Annotated in this window: 16 protein-coding genes; all 16 read right to left on the reverse strand. The window is 53.1% G+C overall.

Features of this window, described 5'->3' with window-relative positions; genetic code table 11:
- Positions 1-39: 39 nt before the first annotated feature.
- The gene (locus GCWU000342_RS09915) at positions 40-1,401 is read right to left on the reverse strand and encodes a 5-bromo-4-chloroindolyl phosphate hydrolysis family protein (protein ID WP_006905996.1); all 1,362 of its coding nucleotides are present in this window, start codon (positions 1,399-1,401) and stop codon (positions 40-42) included.
- Positions 1,402-1,532: 131 nt separating this feature from the next.
- The gene (locus GCWU000342_RS04025; protein WP_006905997.1) at positions 1,533-2,561 is read right to left on the reverse strand and encodes a sugar kinase; all 1,029 of its coding nucleotides are present in this window, start codon (positions 2,559-2,561) and stop codon (positions 1,533-1,535) included.
- Positions 2,562-2,750: 189 nt separating this feature from the next.
- Entirely contained in the window at positions 2,751-3,374 is a 624-nt protein-coding gene (locus GCWU000342_RS04030) for an ABC transporter permease (protein ID WP_006905999.1), read from the reverse strand.
- Positions 3,374-4,144 (reverse strand): ABC transporter ATP-binding protein, encoded by a 771-nt coding sequence (locus tag GCWU000342_RS04035; protein ID WP_045000279.1) that lies wholly within the window; start codon positions 4,142-4,144, stop codon positions 3,374-3,376. The genes GCWU000342_RS04030 and GCWU000342_RS04035 overlap by 1 nt, the downstream gene beginning before the upstream one ends.
- A 13-nt stretch (positions 4,145-4,157) precedes the next feature.
- Entirely contained in the window at positions 4,158-5,069 is a 912-nt protein-coding gene (locus tag GCWU000342_RS04040) for a 4Fe-4S binding protein (RefSeq protein WP_006906001.1), read from the reverse strand.
- Positions 5,053-5,946: a glycine betaine ABC transporter substrate-binding protein gene (locus GCWU000342_RS04045; RefSeq protein ID WP_006906002.1), complete on the reverse strand. Its 894-nt coding sequence runs from the start codon at positions 5,944-5,946 to the stop codon at positions 5,053-5,055. The genes GCWU000342_RS04040 and GCWU000342_RS04045 overlap by 17 nt, the downstream gene beginning before the upstream one ends.
- Before the next feature lie 157 nt (positions 5,947-6,103).
- A complete protein-coding gene (locus tag GCWU000342_RS04050; RefSeq protein WP_006906003.1) occupies positions 6,104-6,769 on the reverse strand; it encodes an ABC transporter permease in 666 nt (221 codons plus the stop codon).
- Between the two features lie 24 nt (positions 6,770-6,793).
- Positions 6,794-8,104: an O-acetylhomoserine aminocarboxypropyltransferase/cysteine synthase family protein gene (locus tag GCWU000342_RS04055; protein ID WP_006906004.1), complete on the reverse strand. Its 1,311-nt coding sequence runs from the start codon at positions 8,102-8,104 to the stop codon at positions 6,794-6,796.
- A 40-nt stretch (positions 8,105-8,144) separates the two neighbouring features.
- Complete coding sequence (locus GCWU000342_RS04060; RefSeq protein WP_006906005.1) at positions 8,145-8,579, reverse strand: RrF2 family transcriptional regulator; 435 nt, start codon at positions 8,577-8,579, stop codon at positions 8,145-8,147.
- Positions 8,580-8,606: 27 nt separating this feature from the next.
- Entirely contained in the window at positions 8,607-9,542 is a 936-nt protein-coding gene (gene cysK, locus GCWU000342_RS04065) for a cysteine synthase A (RefSeq protein WP_045000664.1), read from the reverse strand.
- A gap of 262 nt (positions 9,543-9,804) precedes the next feature.
- Entirely contained in the window at positions 9,805-10,716 is a 912-nt protein-coding gene (locus GCWU000342_RS04070) for a LysR family transcriptional regulator (protein WP_045000281.1), read from the reverse strand.
- A gap of 509 nt (positions 10,717-11,225) precedes the next feature.
- Positions 11,226-12,371 carry a lactaldehyde reductase gene (fucO, locus tag GCWU000342_RS04075; protein ID WP_045000283.1) on the reverse strand — a complete coding sequence of 382 codons (1,146 nt, stop codon included), beginning with the start codon at positions 12,369-12,371 and terminating at the stop codon, positions 11,226-11,228.
- 86 nt (positions 12,372-12,457) lie between these two features.
- Positions 12,458-13,297, reverse strand: coding sequence for a rhamnulose-1-phosphate aldolase (gene rhaD, locus GCWU000342_RS04080; RefSeq protein WP_006906010.1), 840 nt, complete (start codon positions 13,295-13,297; stop codon positions 12,458-12,460).
- Between the two features lie 265 nt (positions 13,298-13,562).
- Positions 13,563-14,822, reverse strand: a complete 1,260-nt coding sequence (locus GCWU000342_RS04085; RefSeq protein ID WP_006906012.1) for an L-rhamnose isomerase — start codon at positions 14,820-14,822, stop codon at positions 13,563-13,565.
- A gap of 78 nt (positions 14,823-14,900) precedes the next feature.
- Complete coding sequence (rhaB, locus tag GCWU000342_RS04090; protein ID WP_006906013.1) at positions 14,901-16,301, reverse strand: rhamnulokinase; 1,401 nt, start codon at positions 16,299-16,301, stop codon at positions 14,901-14,903.
- A 176-nt stretch (positions 16,302-16,477) separates the two neighbouring features.
- Positions 16,478-17,437 (reverse strand): AraC family transcriptional regulator, encoded by a 960-nt coding sequence (locus tag GCWU000342_RS04095; RefSeq protein ID WP_006906014.1) that lies wholly within the window; start codon positions 17,435-17,437, stop codon positions 16,478-16,480.
- Between the last annotated feature and the right edge of the window lie 37 nt (positions 17,438-17,474).

Below are 17,474 nucleotides of genomic sequence, written 5' to 3' on the forward strand. Positions count from 1 at the left end.
AATATTTCATTGTGCGTATCCAACATTGGTATTTCTTATCTAATTCTCTTCTTTTTGCGCAGATCCTGCCAGCGCGGATGCATAGTCCCGGTCTCCAAAGGGAGCCTCCGCAGCAGCCGTCTGCGTCTGTCCGGGGCCTGCCGCACTTGCTGTCGCGCCAGAGCCGAAGCTCAGCCCGCTCTCGTAGTCGCGAATGCTCTTGCCTGACAAACCATCCTGTCTCATCATGGTCTCCATGACCGAGATATCAGAGCTGACATCAAACAGGACATTCTGGAAGAGATCATTCAGGAGCTTCTCAAACGCATCGTTAATGATATCCATGGAGTCTTCAATCTGAGCCTTGGTTCGCTTGACATTGTCCAAGTGGCCAGACTGGGAATCCAGTTCTATATAGGCATCGAGAAGCTTCTGAATCGTCGGAAGGTAGAAGTCTATCATGCGGCGGATATCTCTGGCGGACTCGGGATGCTTCTTCACATTTTCAAAGATGTTTCGCATGATCTGTTCCAGCCGGTCTAACTTCGCCGTCATGGCGTGATCCGGGATTCTGTCATTGGCAGCCCGAACCTCCCTGATATAGTTCTCCCCCTCCTGTGTCAGTTCAAGGATCTCCCGTTCAGCCGGAGACATGTTTGCCTCCTGCTCTCTCCTTTGATCACGCTCCCTCTCCCAATCAAGGTACTGCTTATAAGCCTGATCCGTCAGAATGATCGTAGACATGTCCCGATCAAAATGAACCAGAGGCAGATAGTCATTCTCCCTCATCTTTTTCAGATTGACCTTCACTTCGTCCTCTGTCTGTCCCGCCAGGCGAGCCAGATCCCGAATACTGATCACTTCCTTATCCTGAATCAGGTTTCCATAGCGGCGATAGGTATCCGCCAGCTTATGGTCCTTAGCCCCCAGCAAAGCCAGACGGCAAAAGGCTGCCGCGGCGGCAGCAAAGCCAAACCCACTCATCAGGCCAGCCATGCGAAGAACCGGAATGAACATGAGCGCAAAACTGCCGAGACTCAGAAGGGCAAAAAGGCCAAAGCCCGACCAGCCTAAGATCTGCTTCCCAAGGCCGGTCATCTGTGATACATCCCTGGCTGAAAAATTATTTCTCCGATCGGATACGCCCCCGAAAACCCGGTTGACCTCCGTCCGAAAATCACTGTTGCCGAAAACCCGGGAGGCATTGTCCCAGGCTGTCCCGGAAGCCTGTCCCATCTGCCCGGCGGCCTCCTGCACGGAAGCGGATACGGAAGACGCCACCTGTCTGGTCGCCTGATTAACCGTCTTGGTGATGTCTGATGTCAGCTTGGAATAGTCCCCGCTCTTCAAGGCGTAGTTGACAGAGTCCAGAATATCCTGTCCTGCACTGATCAGATCATCACTGCCCTTGCGTTTTTCCATGAAAATCTCCTGTCCGCCCAACTTTCATTATATGTGCAGAAACAGTCCCTGTGAGGAACCGCAAACTCCAGCTATTATCTTATAATATCCCTCTTTCTGCCGCAACTACCGATCCATTTTGGAAACTGCCCCTACCGATCCATCTCGGAAACTGCCCCCGCGGCCTTGTGATCCCGGATAATTCCCTGTATCTCAGTCAGATCTGTATTCATCAGGTCTCCGGGCACCGTATTCTTGAAGGAACCCGTGGCATTTCCATACTCCAGGGCCTTCTGATAATCCCCTGGATTGGCCAGAAGTCCATAGAGGACGCCGGACAGGTAGGCGTCTCCGGAACCGATCCGGTCCACAACGTCAATATGGTCATAGGGGGCCTCCTCATAGAAGGTATCTGTATCCGCGGCATAGAGCTTGGAGCCGAAATTGTGCAGCTTGGGTGATAAAACCACACGCTCGGTCGAGGCGACAAGGCGTATGGGATAGTCTTTTGTAAAGGATTTCATAATTTCTCTGACATCCCCCTTCTTGCCGAAGGTCAGGCGCGCTGTGGAGTCGGAGCAGAAGAAGATATCCACATAGGGAAGGATCTGCTCAATGCAGGCCCTGGCCTCCTGGCCGCTCCAGAGATTTCCCCGGAAGTTCACATCAAAGGAAATCAGCGCTCCCTCCTTCTTAAAGCGCTTGATCATCTCAATGGCATTGGCTCTGATCTGCTCTCCCAAGGCCAATGTGATCCCCGAGACGTGAAAACAGCGGGCAGAACTGTAGATGACCGGATCCAGTTCTCCGATATGCAGGGTCTGGAAGGAGGTATTCATGCGGTCGTAGACAATGCGGGGCTTTCTTGGGTAAGCGCCGTACTCGTAATAATAGACTCCCAGCCGGGCGTTTTTGCTGTGATCATAGACCAGAAAATCGTCACTGACCCCGTTCTGACGCACCCGTTTCTTAATGAAATCCCCCAGATCATTGGCCGGAAGCTTGGAAATCACCCCCGTCCGCAGTCCCAGCATAGCGACCCCGGCCGCCACATTCATCTCCGCGCCTCCGGCTGTGCGCAGCATAAATTCTCCCCCATTGAGCCTCTCGTTGAAGGCCGGGGTCAGACGCAGCATAATCTCTCCCAGTGTCAGAAGGTCAAAAGACTGATGTTCACTCATAGGCTTCTCCTCTTTTCCCGATCAGGCAGGTGTTTAAAAGCACATCGCTGACAAGCACAGAAAAACTGCCGGATGATCCGACAGTTTCATTATAGAATATGATCCGGGTCATCTCATTAGAGAAGTTGACCTGCTTCTTGCATATCTTGCGGTTCGCTTCCCTCTGTCAGCGCCGGTGAAGAATCCACCTTAAAGAGCCGGTTCTCTCTTCAGGCGCTTTTCAACAGCCCCCAGGATCACATTGGCAAGTTCCGCAATAAACATACAGAGAATCGTCGCAAAGGCAATCTTAGGCACGTTCATGGTCCGCATCCCGGAAAAGAGCAGACTTCCCAGACCGCCGGCGTTGATCGTAGCCGCGATGGTGGCAATCCCCGTGGTAGAGACAATGGCCAGCTTGATGCCGGCGACAATCATAGGGGCCGCGAGAGGGATCTGCACTCTGCAAATCATCTGCATATGCGTCATGCCCATTCCGCTTGCCGCCTCTAAGATTGCAGGATCCACCTGTGTCAGTCCTGTCATGATATTCCTAACCAGAAGATACTGGTTGTAGAGGACAAGGACCAGGATGGCTGTTCCCCTTCCAAGCCCCGTCAGAGGAATCAGGATGGCAAAGAGAGCCAGAGACGGAATGGAATAAATCGCGGAGAAAACCTGAATACAGATATTGCTGGCCCTGGGAAATTTAAGCAGAACCAGGCAGATCAGACTGGCCAGGGCAATGGAAATAAGCAAGGTCAGAGCGACAATTTGCAGATGCTGCAAAAAGGCATTGGCAAAGAGATCTATGTGATCGAAAAAGTAACGCATCAGATTCCCTCTCCATCGACCAGGCTGTCAGATCCGGTCTGTAAGGTCGCCAAAAGCGAGCGGACAAAGTCGTCGGCCGGATGATCTAAAATATGCCGCGGGCTGTCATACTGGATCACTCTTCCCTGATCCATAATCAAAACCCTGCTGCCCAGCTTGAGAGCCTCTCGAATATCATGAGTCACAAAGAGATAGGTGGCCTTCGACCCGGAATGGATCCGCTTTAACTCGTTCTGCAGACTCTCCCGGTTGATGGCGTCGATGGCACCGAAGGGCTCATCCAAAAGCATGAGTCCGGGATTCGTGACCAGCGCTCTCGCCAGACCGACTCTCTGCTGCTGTCCTCCGGACAGCTGGGCCGGATAACGCCCCCGAAACTCCTTTGGATCTAAAGCGACCAATGAGAGCATCTCATCGACTCCGGCGTCCGCCTTCTCCTTGTCCCAGCCCAGGAGCCTAGGCAAAACCTTGATATTCTCCTCGACAGTCATATGCGGGAACAGCCCGACCTGCTGAATCACATAGCCGATCCTGCGTCGCAGGCTGACCGGATCCTGACCGCAAATATCCTGCCCCATCACCGTAATCCTCCCGGAATCCACTTCCAGAAGGCGATTGACCATCTTGATCAGAGTCGTCTTCCCGCATCCGGAGGAGCCTAAAATGGTGACAAACTCGCCCTCCTCGATCTGAATGCTCACATCATCCAGGGCCTGGTAGTTTGCTCCCGGGAAGCGTTTATTGACATGTTCAAATGTGACTGCGTACATGCAATTTATCTCCTTAAGAAACTGCCCTTTCAGACCTCGGAACAAGCGTAAGCGCTCCAGAGGGACACTGTGTCTGGCAGATGCCGCAGCCCACACAGGTGGATACATCCGCAGACACCTTTTGAATCTCCCGGTTCAGGGTAAAGACTGAAAAATGACATCTTCGCGCGCATTTTCCGCAGCCAACGCACTTGTCGGCATCGAGTTTGATAATGGTTTCTGTGGCTGGCCAGACTCCCAGGGAGTCTCTTCTCTTCTGGCTGCGAAAGAGATAACAGCAGTCAGAGCAACAGTTGCAGACCCCGGATGGATTGACTGTGTGCATCAGCCCTTCCCGGTCAGCCGCTATGATCATCTCCTTGGCCTCTTCCTTGGTCAGTGTCTTGGAAATGCCCCGGTCCGCAAAGCTGTTAGGCCCTCCCCGATAAGAGAGGCAGGTGGACCGGCTGTGTCCGCAATCACCGGTCAAGGACCTGCAGTCACAGGGATTTAAGTAGATGGTCTCCTCATGCGCGTCGACAAACCGCAGCGTATCCTCTAATGAGAGAATTCGGTCGGGCGTAGGGACTTCCCCCTTAAGGCTGTCATAGTAACGGTCAAAATACCAGGTATCCAGCGTCCCCTTCTCATGGCGGGTCAGCTGATTGTAGCGATCCTGATGGGCGCAGACAAAGACATCGAACATATTGTAGAAATTGGACAGCTGAAAGATCCCCCTGTCATAATCAGCATAGGAGACAAGGCCATCTCTGTAGCACTGCCGCACAAATCCAGGCTCGTAATCCGCCTCGGTAAAGGTGTCCGGAGCATGCAAGATCAGATCACGCTGCCTGTCATCAAAGAAGAAATCAATGAGATAAGCCGCGTTCTCCGGGAAATCAAACCGCCCGCAGATCTTCTCTTTTTCCTCACTTAATGCTCTCATACAATTCCTTTGCCACATCCTTGTACTCTTTGCCCTTCAGATCGACCTCAGCATTGGCCCTGGTGATATTCTCCGTCGTAATCTTCGGGCTGATTTTATTTAAAGCCTCGGCAATCTTCGGATTTTTCTCAAGAACCTCGTCGCGGACAACCGGGGCCAGGTTATAGGGAGGCCACGCCTGTTTGTCATCCTCCAGCAGCACGTACTTGCTCGTGTCTGACAGCTGCCCCTCCGTTGTGTAGGCCGGCGCCGCGTCCGCCTGATTCTGGTCCAGAACCTGATACTTGAGCGCATTATCATAGACATTCGTGGATTTCCAATGGAATTCTCCGTACTTTGCTGTCAACGCTGGAATTCCATCGGTCCTCTGGTCAAATTCTCCCTGAGAGGCAAAGCGGATCCGTTCGGCATTTTTCTGCAGATCAGAGATAGTCTTGATCCCATACTGATCCGAAGCCGCCTTCGTGATCACGATGCCCTGGCCGTCATTGGCAGGGGAATAGTCAAGCCAGCTGATCTTAAACTTGTCCTCATAGGCCTTCTTGACCTCCTGATAGACCTCGTTGGCACTGGTCCTGGGCTCCTCCTTCAGAACGGAAATCAGACCGGTTCCCGTGTACTCCGGATACAGATCAATGTCGCCGGTGGTCAGAGACTGATGGATGATCGAGCTCCCCAGATCAGGAGTGCGCTCTACCTTGAGCCCCGCGTCCTCGAGGGCAAGAGCGTAAACCTCCGCCACAATTTCATTCTCGGTAAAGCCCTTGGATCCGATCCGAATGGCGGACCCCGACTTGTCGGCGGACTTGGACCCGCAGGCAGCGAAAGCCATCAGAGCGGTCGCCGCGACTAAAGTTAGTGAGAGAAGTTTCTTCATAGCGTATCTATCCTGCTTTCTGTTTCCTGGAACTCTTTCTGTTTTCTGTAATTGAAAATCCTCTTCCCGTCCTCCCGGCTTGATATGCAGCCGAGAACTCTTTTCTTTTCATCTTGCCAAAAGGGGGCTTTTCAGCCTCTGATCTGAAGCTCTGCTTTTAATTTCCTCTTGCCTGTCTGGCAGGCTCCTTGACCCGCATATAGCCCGTCCGGCTCCGATAGAAGGCGTCTAAAAGAGCGCCGCTGACCAGAGAGAGAGCAGCGACCGATATCCCGCCGATCAAAAGATAATCCGTTCTGAGCAGTCCCAGACCGGTCACGATAATCTTGCCAAAGCCACCGCCCCCGATATAGGCGGCCAATGTCGTCGACGCGATCACCTCGACAAAAGCCGTCCGAAAACCCGCGAAAATGTAGGGAAAGGCAAGGGGCAGCGTCACCTCTTGAAAGACCTGTCGCGGACTCATTCCCATGCCGGTTGCCGCCTCGATGGTGGCGGCAGGCACCGCATTGATCCCGGAGCTTGTATTGACCAGAATCGGGGGAATGGCCAGGGCCACAAGAGCCACAAGAGCTGTCTTTACTCCGATTCCGAGGAAGGGCAGAGCAAGCATGAGAATCGCCAGACTTGGGACGATTCGAATCAATCCAAAGAGATGCTCGGCCAGGGCTCTTCCCAGTGGGCTCTTAGAGACCAAAATCCCCAGGGGAAAGGCGATGATAAATGCAATCAGGGCCGCCAGTACGCTGATATAGATATGACTGGTCAGCATGCCGAAATAGTCGGCGGATTGTGTCTGGAAGTATTGGATGATGGAATTCATGGAAGCCTCGTTAGGATCAGGGGATTAGTCCTGAATTGCCTCAAATGCCTCGGTCAGATCCTCAATGATATCATCAATATTCTCGGTTCCGATCGAGAGACGAACTGTGTTGCCCTTGATCCCGATCCTTTCCAGTTCCTCCCGGGAACTCTCTGAATGGGTCGTGGAGGCGGGGTGAACAACCAGAGACTTGACGTCAGCGACGTTGGCCAGAAGAGAAAAGAGTCTCAGCTGGTCGATCCAATCCCTGGTCCTCTTCTCATCTCCCCGAATATCAAAGGTGAAGATAGAGGAACCGCCATTGGGCAGATATTTCCTGTAAAGTGCCTGTTGAACGGGGTCCCCGGAGACAGAGGGATGACTGATAAACTCGACTTCCGGGCGATTCTTTAAGAAATCGACAACCTTAAGGGCATTTTGGGTCTGGCGCTCAACGCGAAGCGAAAGCGTCTCCAGTCCCTGCAGGAGAATCCAAGCGGAAATCGGGCTGATACAGCCCCCTTCATCGCGAAGGAGAATCGCTCGGATATAGGTCGCGATAACCGCGGGCGCCGTGTCTTTGGCAAAGACCAATCCGTGATAGGAGGCGTTTGGCTCTGAGAGCCAGGGCCATTTTCCTGTGCCGTAGTCAAAGGTTCCGGCATCGACGATCACCCCGCCCAAGGTCGTCCCGTGACCTCCGATGAACTTGGTCGCCGAGTGAACAACGATATCTGCTCCATAGGAAATGGGGCGAATCAGATAGGGTGTGCCAAAGGTGTTGTCTACGATCAGAGGAAGGCCATGCTTATGAGCCAGATCGGCCCAGGCCTCAATATCGACCACTTCTCCGGACGGATTTCCAAGACTCTCAATATAGAGAGCCCTGGTGTTATCCAAAATCGCATCCTCCGCCGCCCGCAGATCCGTCGGATTGACAAATGTCGTCTTCACCCCGAAGTCCTCAAAGGTATGCTCTAAGAAATTAGCGGTTCCTCCATAGATATTGTTGGCAGATACCAGGTGATCCCCCGCTTTGGCGACCGCCTTGAAGGCATATGTGACCGCGGCGGCGCCGGACGCGACAGCCAGAGCCGCCACTCCGCCCTCCAGGGCAGCCATCCTCTTCTCGAAGATGTCCTCGGTGGGATTGGTCAGACGGCCGTAAATATTACCGGCAGCTTTGAGCGCGAATCTGGCCTCCGCGTCATCGCAGTTGTCAAAGACAAATGACGTGGTCTGGTAAATGGGAACCGCTCTAGAATCCGTTGCTGGATCCGCCGCCTCCTGACCGACATGCAGGGCCAGGGTCTCAAACTTTAAATTCCTGTCTTTTAATTCTTTGGGTCCTGTCATCTGCTATCCTCCTTTGGAGCTTCTGATAAGTGACCTGGGATCAAATCACATAGTTATCGGCCAGCTGACGCTGATGATCGACCAGGTCTGCCAGCGTAATATGATCTACCACCTGATTGACAGCTTCATAGATCTTCCGATAGACATCATAGGTAACCAGCTCCGGGTGATCGGCCAGATCAGGCTTCCCATCCTCCAGTCCTTCAACGGGAGCCAGACTCCCCTCGGTCAGGCGAAAAATCATGCCGACGGTATATTCTTTCGGATCTCTCGTCAGCAGGTACCCGCCGCCGGCGCCGCGTACACTGCGCACATAGCCCGCTCTGTTCAAGACAGAGATAATCTGCTCCAGGTATTTCTCTGAAATTGCCTGCCGCCGGGCAATGTCCTTAATGCTGATCGGCTCTCCTGTATTATAAGCCGCCAGATCCAGCATCAGACGCAACGCATAGCGTCCCTTGGTCGAGATCTTCATTCTTCCTCCTTTGTCCGCTCACATCCCTCAGTCGCTGAAGAGAGCCGTGGACAGATAGCGATCACCGGAATCGGGGAGCAGGGCGACGATCGTCTTGCCCGCATAGTCCGGGCGATTTGCCAGCTCAACAGCCGCCTTTAAGGCAGCGCCGGAGGAAATGCCCACCAGAGCGCCTTCTGTCTGGGCAAAACGCCTGCCCTCCTCGAAGGAGTCCTCATTCTCCACTGTAATAATCTCGTCATAGATGGAGGTGTCGAGCGTCTCAGGGATGAATCCGGCTCCGATTCCCTGGATCTTATGAGGACCCGTTTTTCCTGTGGAGAGGACCGGAGATCCGGCGGGCTCAACCGCGACGATTTTGACCTGGGGATTCTTCTCCTTTAAGTATCTTCCGACGCCGGTCAGTGTGCCGCCGGTGCCGATCCCCGCGACGAAGACATCTACCTTGCCTTCTGTCTGCTCCCAGATCTCAGGTCCGGTCGTCTCATAGTGCGCCTTTGGATTGGCCTGGTTTTGGAACTGGCCCAGGATGACCGATCCCTCGATCTCCTTTTGCAGCTCCTCCGCCCTGGCGATCGCGCCCTTCATTCCCTTGGCCCCGTCCGTCAGAACCAGCTTGGCCCCATAGGCCTTGAGCAGGTTGCGCCGCTCGACCGACATAGTGTCAGGCAGGGTCAGAATCGCCTTATAGCCCTTGGCAGTCGCCACCGAAGCAATGCCGATCCCGGTATTGCCGGAGGTGGGTTCAATGATGGTAGCGCCTGCCTTCAAGATCCCCTTCTCTTCCGCGTCCCTGATCATGGCCTCCGCGATGCGGTCCTTGACAGAGCCGGCCGAATTGAAGTACTCAAGCTTGGCGTATACCGCGCCCTCTCTGACGCCCGCTGCTCTGCTGTAACGGCTTGCCTTTAAAAGGGGGGTATTGCCAATCAGTTCCGTGATATTCTCATATGCCTTGCTCATGATAATCTCCTGTTCTCCGACGGTGTCGGTCATTCTTAACTTTTATTCTCACTTATCTTTTGTCTGCGCAAATCCATCATCAACACAATCAAGATCAACAGGAACTCGATGTGTATCGGTGGAGGCTCTGCATTTTCTGTTTCCTGGATGACATGTTCGCCCCTTAATTCCTATTAGTTTAGTATGATTACTATGATTTATATTTTAGCAGACTGATTTTAAAAGTCAAGCTCTTTCCTCAGATCCTCTCCGCGTCCTATCTTCAGATAAGCACCTGATTCTTATAGGCTTCCAGCTCTCTGATATAGCGCTGTCCCATGGGAGAGAGCGCTATCCCCTTTCGGGTCAGATAACCAACCCGCATGATCTCGCTGCTCTTCAGTTTGACTGCCGTGTACTCCTGACCGTTTAAGTCCTCACAGATAATCCCGGAGCAGAGGGTATAGCCGTTTAAACCCACCATGAGGTTTAAGATGGTAGCCCTGTCATTGCACTTGATCACCTGCTTATAGTCATAGGTGGCGAGGACTTCCTCCGAGAAGTAAAAGGAATTGAACTGGCCCTGGTCAAAAGAGAGCAAGGGGTAGGGGTCCAGTTCCTGAAGCCGGATGCAGTCCCTTTTGGCAAGGGGATGGTTTTTAGACATATAGACATAGATATGGCAGTCCATCAGGGGTGTGAAATCCAGCTCATTTTCCTTAAAAAGCTTTGTCAACACCTTGCGGTTGAACTCGTTCAGATAGAGAATTCCGATTTCCGACCGGAAATTCTTCACGTCATTGATCACCTCAGACGTCTTGGTCTCATTGATGGCAAACTCGTACTTGTCCATGCCGAATTCCCGGACCGTATTCACATAGGCCTGAACCGCGAATGTATAGTGCTGGGCCGATACGGAGAACCTGGTTCTGACCTGGTCCTTGGTCACATAGCGGGATTGGAGGAGCTCGTACTGCTCTACCACCTGGCGGGCATAGCCGATGAACTCCTTGCCCTCCGGCGTGATCTGAATTCCCCGATTGGTTCTGCGAAAGAGATCAATCCCGATCTCCTCCTCCAGCTCTTTGATGGAAGCAGACAGGGACGGCTGTGATATAAAAAGCTGGCGGGACGCCTTATTCATAGATGTAGAATTTGAAACGGCAATGGCATAGCGCAATTGAGTGATCGTCATGGCAGGATACCTCCTTCTGTGAATTCTATCTCTGAATGTGCAGGAAATGTTGTTTTCGCTTCGACATTTCAGCTTCCTTCTGTCGCGCGCATCCCGTCTTTTGCAGATGTTCGTGCAGACCTGAAATTGCCTATAGCCTATTTCAATAGATAAGCTAAGTCAATAGGAGATTCATAAGTCTCTACCGGCAGAGGAAATTTCATAGTCCCTGGCGGCAGAAAAACATCCGTAAATAACACAATCCGCGATCCGTGAGCTTTCTATCTCATGAACCTTGGAATGCACGCGCCGCGGGCTTTCTATTTCATAAACTGTGGAGTACACGCGCCGCGGGCTTTCTATTTCATAAACTGTGGAATACACGCGCCGTGGGCTTTCTACTTCATAAACTGTGGAATACACGCGCCGTGGGCATTCTACAGTCATGAAGAAAAAGCCGACCGCCGATATTTCTCCGCGCAATTACGGAGAAATACCGACAGTCGGCTCTTTCACGCCTGGATCTTCAATTACATGAGCTGACGATACATGGCGATGACGTCCTCTTTCGTCGCCTCCCTGGGATTACCAGGGCAGCAGGCATCCGCCAGAGCGTCCGCGGCAAGAATTTCCAGATCCTCCTCCCGGATCCTCTCATTCTTCTGTGGAATGCCCACATCCTCCGAGAGCTTTCTGACTGCGGCGATGGCCGCGTCCCTGTACTCTTCCTGGCTCATGGAATCGACACTCTCGACGCCCATGACGCGGGCGATCTCGCGGTACTTCTCCCCCGTGTAATCGCGGTTGTACTCCATGGACAGGGGAAGAAGCTGAGCGCAGGCCATACCATGAGGGGTATCGTAATGCGCGGACAGGCAGTGAGCCATGGAATGATCGATCCCCAATCCTACATTGGAGAATCCCATGCCGGCGATATACTCCGCCATCGCCATGCCCTCCCGGCCCCTGGGATCATTATTGACGGCAGCGCGCAGATTCTGGCCGATCAGCTTGATTGCCTCCAAGTGGAACATATCGGTCATCTCCCAGGCTGCCTTCGTGGTATAACCTTCAATGGCATGGGTCAAAGCATCCATCCCGGTGGCTGCCGTCAGCCCTTTGGGCATAGATGACATCATCTCCGGATCAACGACTGCGATTGCAGGAATATCATTGGTATCGACACAGACAAACTTGCGCTGCTTCTCAACATCAGTGATGACATAGTTGATCGTCACTTCCGCGGCAGTGCCTGCCGTGGTAGGAACGGCGATGGTTGGAACAGCGTGATTCTTCGTGGGCGCAATGCCCTCCAGAGAGCGGACATCCTCAAACTCCGGATTCGTGATAATCACCCCGATTGCCTTGGCCGTATCCATGGAGGAGCCTCCGCCGATGGCGACAATGGCATCCGCTTTCGCTTCTCTAAAGGCCTTTACTCCCTCCTGAACATTCTGAATGGTGGGGTTGGGCTTAATCCCGTCATAGAGACTGTAGGCAATCCCCGCCTCTTCAAGAAGATCTGTCACCTTGGCTGTCACTCCGAACTTGACCAGGTCCGGATCCGAAGTGACAAAAATTTTCTGATAGCCGCCGCGCTGAAGCTCGGGGACAATTTCTTTGATCGCGCCCTTTCCGTGATAGGAAACGCCATTGAGTACTATCCTGTCTGCCATAGTAACCTCCTGTAAATTCATAAAATAAATCCTGTACAAATCTTCGTTGTGCCAACCTGCTCACTCCTAATCACCACGCAGAATCATTAGAGATCTCCGTACTTCTTCTCATAGAGGAAGCGCTCCGGAAGCTCGACGCCGAAATCCTTAGCCAGCTGACGGAATTGATCCGGCTGAATCGTCTGCCGCTTCTTTTGAGACATGGATAAAACCTTGACCAGGATCTCCGCCGACTTCTCTACGGTGTGCATCAGGCCAAAGGTAGCGTCGAAATCCTCGCCAGCGGCGAACATCCCATGATGGGCCCAGATTGCCACATCATATTTCTCCATCAGCTTGGAGGTCGCAACGGCAATCTCTCTTCCGCCCGGAACCATCCAGGGGACAACGCCGATTCCGTCCGGGAAGACTACAGGACATTCCGTAGCCATCTCCCAGAGTTCTCTGGTAAATGCCTCAGATGTCAGGGGGAGCACAAAGGTCAGAGCGATGGTATTGGCCGGATGGCAGTGGTAAATCACCCGATATCTGCCGCCTGTCAGTTCTTTTTTGACCTCATGGTTCATCAGGTGAGAGGGGAGCTCGGAAGTCGGTCTTCCGCCGCTCTCCAGGCCCCAGACAAGGCGGTAATTCTCCCCCTTGTCGTCAACCTCGATCATAGCCATGGTATCCTGCGGATGGATGATCAGATTGCGCAGGTACTTGCCGGATCCGGTTACCAGGAAATACTCTCCTCCCAGCTTGGGAACGCTGGTCCCGATGGGCTGCCAAGCCTGGGGTCTTAAGTCCTCCCGAATCTCCTCGACCTCCTCGGGCTTGACCCGGTAGGTCAGATTGCCGCCGTTTCTCTCATGCCAGCCCTGTTTCCATCCATCATCTCCCATATGGATAAAACCATTGACAAACTTCGCGTCTAAAAACCTCATCCCATCTCTCCTCTCACCTATGCATGCGCTATGCCCGGTCTGGTCGGCATCTCTGTACGAGGGCAGTTGCTCTCATCTATATCTATGCGTGATCTATGCCTGAGCAATACCCATCTGTAAAAGGGCTTGCGCCGCTGATTGACGATCACCGACAGCTTCCGTATATGTGCATTATCTCCCGGTTCTCCTGCAGAGGTCAACTGTCAAGAATAAAATCTGTGTCCTGCGCGCAAATTGGCGCGCAGACACAAATTCTCAGCCGCCGTCACTGGCGCCTGGCCAGGACTTCCCTCTCATAGCTTTCCAGCTCGTCAAACCAGGACATGTCGCCCACTACATTCTCCTGTCTGCAGTACTCCTCCCAGACAGCGCCAAAGTCGTAAAGCTTCATCTCCTCCTGGGCAACCATGAGCTTGGTGAAGTTCTCCTGATCCTGCAATGCCTTCAAAGATTCACTGGGGAGGACTAGCGCGTTCAAGAGGGCCTTCTGCCAATTGCGGAAGCCCACAGTCCATGCGCTGACCCGATTGATGGAAGCGTCAAAGAAGTCAAGAGCCATATTGACGCGTCCTAAGGCGTCATTTCTCACAATCTCCTTGGCCATCTCTTTGGTCTCATCGTCAAAGAGAACAACATGGTCGGAATCCCAGCGAACCGGTCTGGTAATGTGGAGGGCGAACTCAGGGTAAAAGCAGAGCAGAGCCGGAATCTTGTCGCTGACCACCTCTGTCGGGTGGTAGTGTCCGTTATCCATCAGCGGGATGCACTTGTTTGGATGAGAAGCCGCGAAGGAGAGAGTGAACTCAGCGGATCCGACCGTATAGGACTCGACGCCGATCCCGAAGACCTTGGACTCGACACAGGGCTTTACCTTGGCGAAATCGAAGGGCTCGGAGAGAATCTGCTCAATGGAGTCCTTATAGCGCATTCTCGGCCCCATGCGGTCTGCCGGAATATCCTTAAAACCATCCCCGGTCCAAATATTCATGGTGCAGGGAAATCCGGTCTCCTCGGCGAAATAATTGGAGATACGAATGCAGGCCTTGCCGTGCTCGATCCAGAAGCTGCGAATCTCCTCATCCGGCGAGGAAAGGGTCAGGCCCTTGGCCATGGGATGGCTGAAAAAGGTCGGATTAAAATCCAGGCCGATGCCGTGTTTCTTGGCGAAATCAACCCATTTCTTAAAGTGCCTGGGCTCAATCTGATCGCGGTCCACCCAGGGATTTTCCTCGTCAAAAACGGCATAGCTGGCGTGCACATTGATCTTCTTGGTTCCGGGGGTCAACTTTAATACTTCCTCAATATCCGCAAAGAGCTCCTCCGGAGTTCTGGCCCTCCCTGGGTAGTTGCCGGTCGTCTGAATCCCGCCGGACAGGCCCCTTCCCTTTTGATCAAAGCCAAGGACGTCGTCTCCCTGCCAGCAGTGGAGAGAGACCGGCACCTTTTTCAGGATCTCGATCGCCCGGTCGGTATCTACTCCGACCTTTGCATATGCCTCTCTTGCCGCCTCATATCTTGCGCTCATACCTGCTCCTTTCCTGAAAGGATCAATCCTTCCTCTTTCTCTGATTTTTATCCTTCTCTGATTTTAAAAAACACTGGTTCACGGCTGATAAGACCTGATCTCAAAGGAATCCCGGATCAGCTTCCTGCCCGCCTGCAGGTCTTCTACCTGGTCCGCGGCAATCATCTGGGCGAGAATGTTCCCAATCGCCGTCGCCTCGGTCGGGCCCGCGAGTACCTCCCGCCCCGTAGCTCTGGCCGTCAGTTGATTTAAATAGTCCGCGTTGGCGCCGCCGCCAACGACATGAATCCTCTCATAGGACACCCCGTTGACCGCTTCCAACTCCTGAATGGTCCTTCCGTAGCAGACCGCCAGCGAATTGTAGATCACACTTGCCAGCTGACCAATCCCCTGCGGAACCTCCTGTCCCTTTTCCTCACAGGCCGTCTGCACCTCTCTTGCCATACTGGCCGGGGTCAGGAAACGGGGATCATTGGCATCGACCAGGGATTTGATCTTCTCTTTTTCCGCCAGACGACATATTTCCGCGAAGCTCATATCAGGGGCAATTTCTTTGCGGACTGACTGGATCATCCACAGGCCCATAATGTTCTTGAGATAGCGGAAGCGATCATTGTAGCCTCCCTCATTTGTAAAGTTGGCCGCTCTGCTCTCCGGGGAACAGTTGGCTTCTTCCAGTTCCGTTCCCATCAGTGACCATGTCCCGGAAGAGATATAGAGAAGATTGCTATCCTGACTGGGAACAGCCATGACGGCCGAAGCGGTATCGTGGCTGGCCGGCAGCACAATCTTACAGTTGAATCCAATCTCCTCCTGAAGCTCGGGGAGAAGTTCTCCAATGCAGGTTCCCGGTTTTGTCATGGGCTGAAAGATCCGCCTGGGATAGCCCAGGCGATCGATCAGATCCCAGTCCCAATTCCTGCTCTTGGGGTCTACCAGCTGGCCGGTCGTCGCGTTGGTGTATTCCTGGGCCTTGACTCCGGAGAGCAGGAAGTGAAAATAATCCGGGATCATCAGCATGGCGTCCGCCTGCTCCAGGATCTGTGGACGCATTGTCTGATCCGCCGCCAGCTGGTAGATGGTGTTGAAGATCTGCTTTTGAATTCCGGTTCTGGCATAGAGCTGATCCTCAGAGATCTTTTTATACACGAGTTCATCCGCCCCGCCCGTTCTCTGATCCCGATAGCCGTAAGCCTCTCCCAGGCGTCTGCCATCCCTGTCAATCAGAGCATAGTCAACTCCCCAGCTGTCGATGCCGACAGATTCCGGAATTTTGCCCATCTCTTTGCACTTAATCATCCCCCTCTTGATCTCCTCAAAGAGCTGGATGAGATCCCAGGCCAGATGCCCCTGTCTTCGGACCATCCCATTGGGAAAGCGGTGAATTTCCTCCAGCTGCATCCTTCCATCCTCAAGGTGGGCAAGGATGTGACGTCCGCTGGAGGCCCCAATGTCGACAGCCAGATAGTACTTGCTCATCGAATCCCTCCTTTTGCTTGCTGCACTTGATCGATTCCTTACTGCATTTGGCAGCCCTCGCTTCCATGCCCTAATCCTACCCTCAAAACGGCAGCAAAAAAAGGACAGTTTTTGTGTGAAAACTGTCCTTTTTTGTCAAGGGTAAATATCATGTGGACAAGACCAGCAGAAGCCCTCTATGCCCTGTGACTCAGCCGGTAAGCCCTCGGTGTCTCTCCATACTCCTTTTTAAATAATCGGTAGAAGTAGGACTGGTTTTCATAGCCCACCTTCATGCCGATTTCGTCCACGCGCATAGAAGTCTGAGTCAAAAGATAAGCCGCCTGCTGCAGACGCTTTGCCTGAATCAGACGGGTGTAATTGCGGCCGGTCAGCCGTCTGATCTCCTTGGACAACCAGAACAGGTCATAGCCCAGGATAGCTGCCAGATCGGATAATTTCCCATCGACATAATGGTCTTCCACATAGTTTAAAACCGCAAGCTGCAGGTTGGCCCCCCTGTCCGAGGCCTCAAGGGCAATTCGGTCAGAGTAATTGACCAGGTTGAGAAAAAGCAGTCCCATACTGATCTGATTGATCGCCCTCTGGTTGGTCTCATGGTTCCAGAGACTCCAGATCAGATTTTCCAGCAGGTTCTGAATTGGAAGAATATCCGCCACCTGAAAGTGAAGATAAGAAGTCTCCCCTCTTCCCTGAAGGGCGTCGAGAAGAAAAGCGCGCAGGGGACTCTCTGTCTCCCCCAGCATACGCAGACCCTCATCAAAGAACTGGGGAAGGACAATGAAGTTGACCGCGATATCCTCCTCTCCGGCCGGAAAGAGTTCCTGCCTTGCCTTCTGGGACAAAAAGAGGATCTCCCCCTCTCTGAGAAGAATATCGTCCCCGTCCACCACATGGTGGGTGAAGCCCTGGCACATATAAACCACTTCAATATAGTTGTGCCGATGGGGAGGGAAGTAGGCAAAGCGGGTCGACGGCCGCACCGTAATCAGACGTCCCCGTTCCAGGAGCTTGTCCGCATCAACGGTATCCGCCCTCCTGCTCGTGTAAATGTCCGCATCAGGTCCGTTTCCCGCAAGAATCCCCTCTTCTTCCGGACTGATCCTGCGCAATTCATTTAAAAGCTTTACATTCATCTCCAGCCAATCTCTTTACCTGTATTTCCTCATCCCT

The organism is Shuttleworthella satelles DSM 14600, from assembly GCF_000160115.1.
Classification (GTDB): domain Bacteria; phylum Bacillota; class Clostridia; order Lachnospirales; family Lachnospiraceae; genus Shuttleworthia; species Shuttleworthia satelles.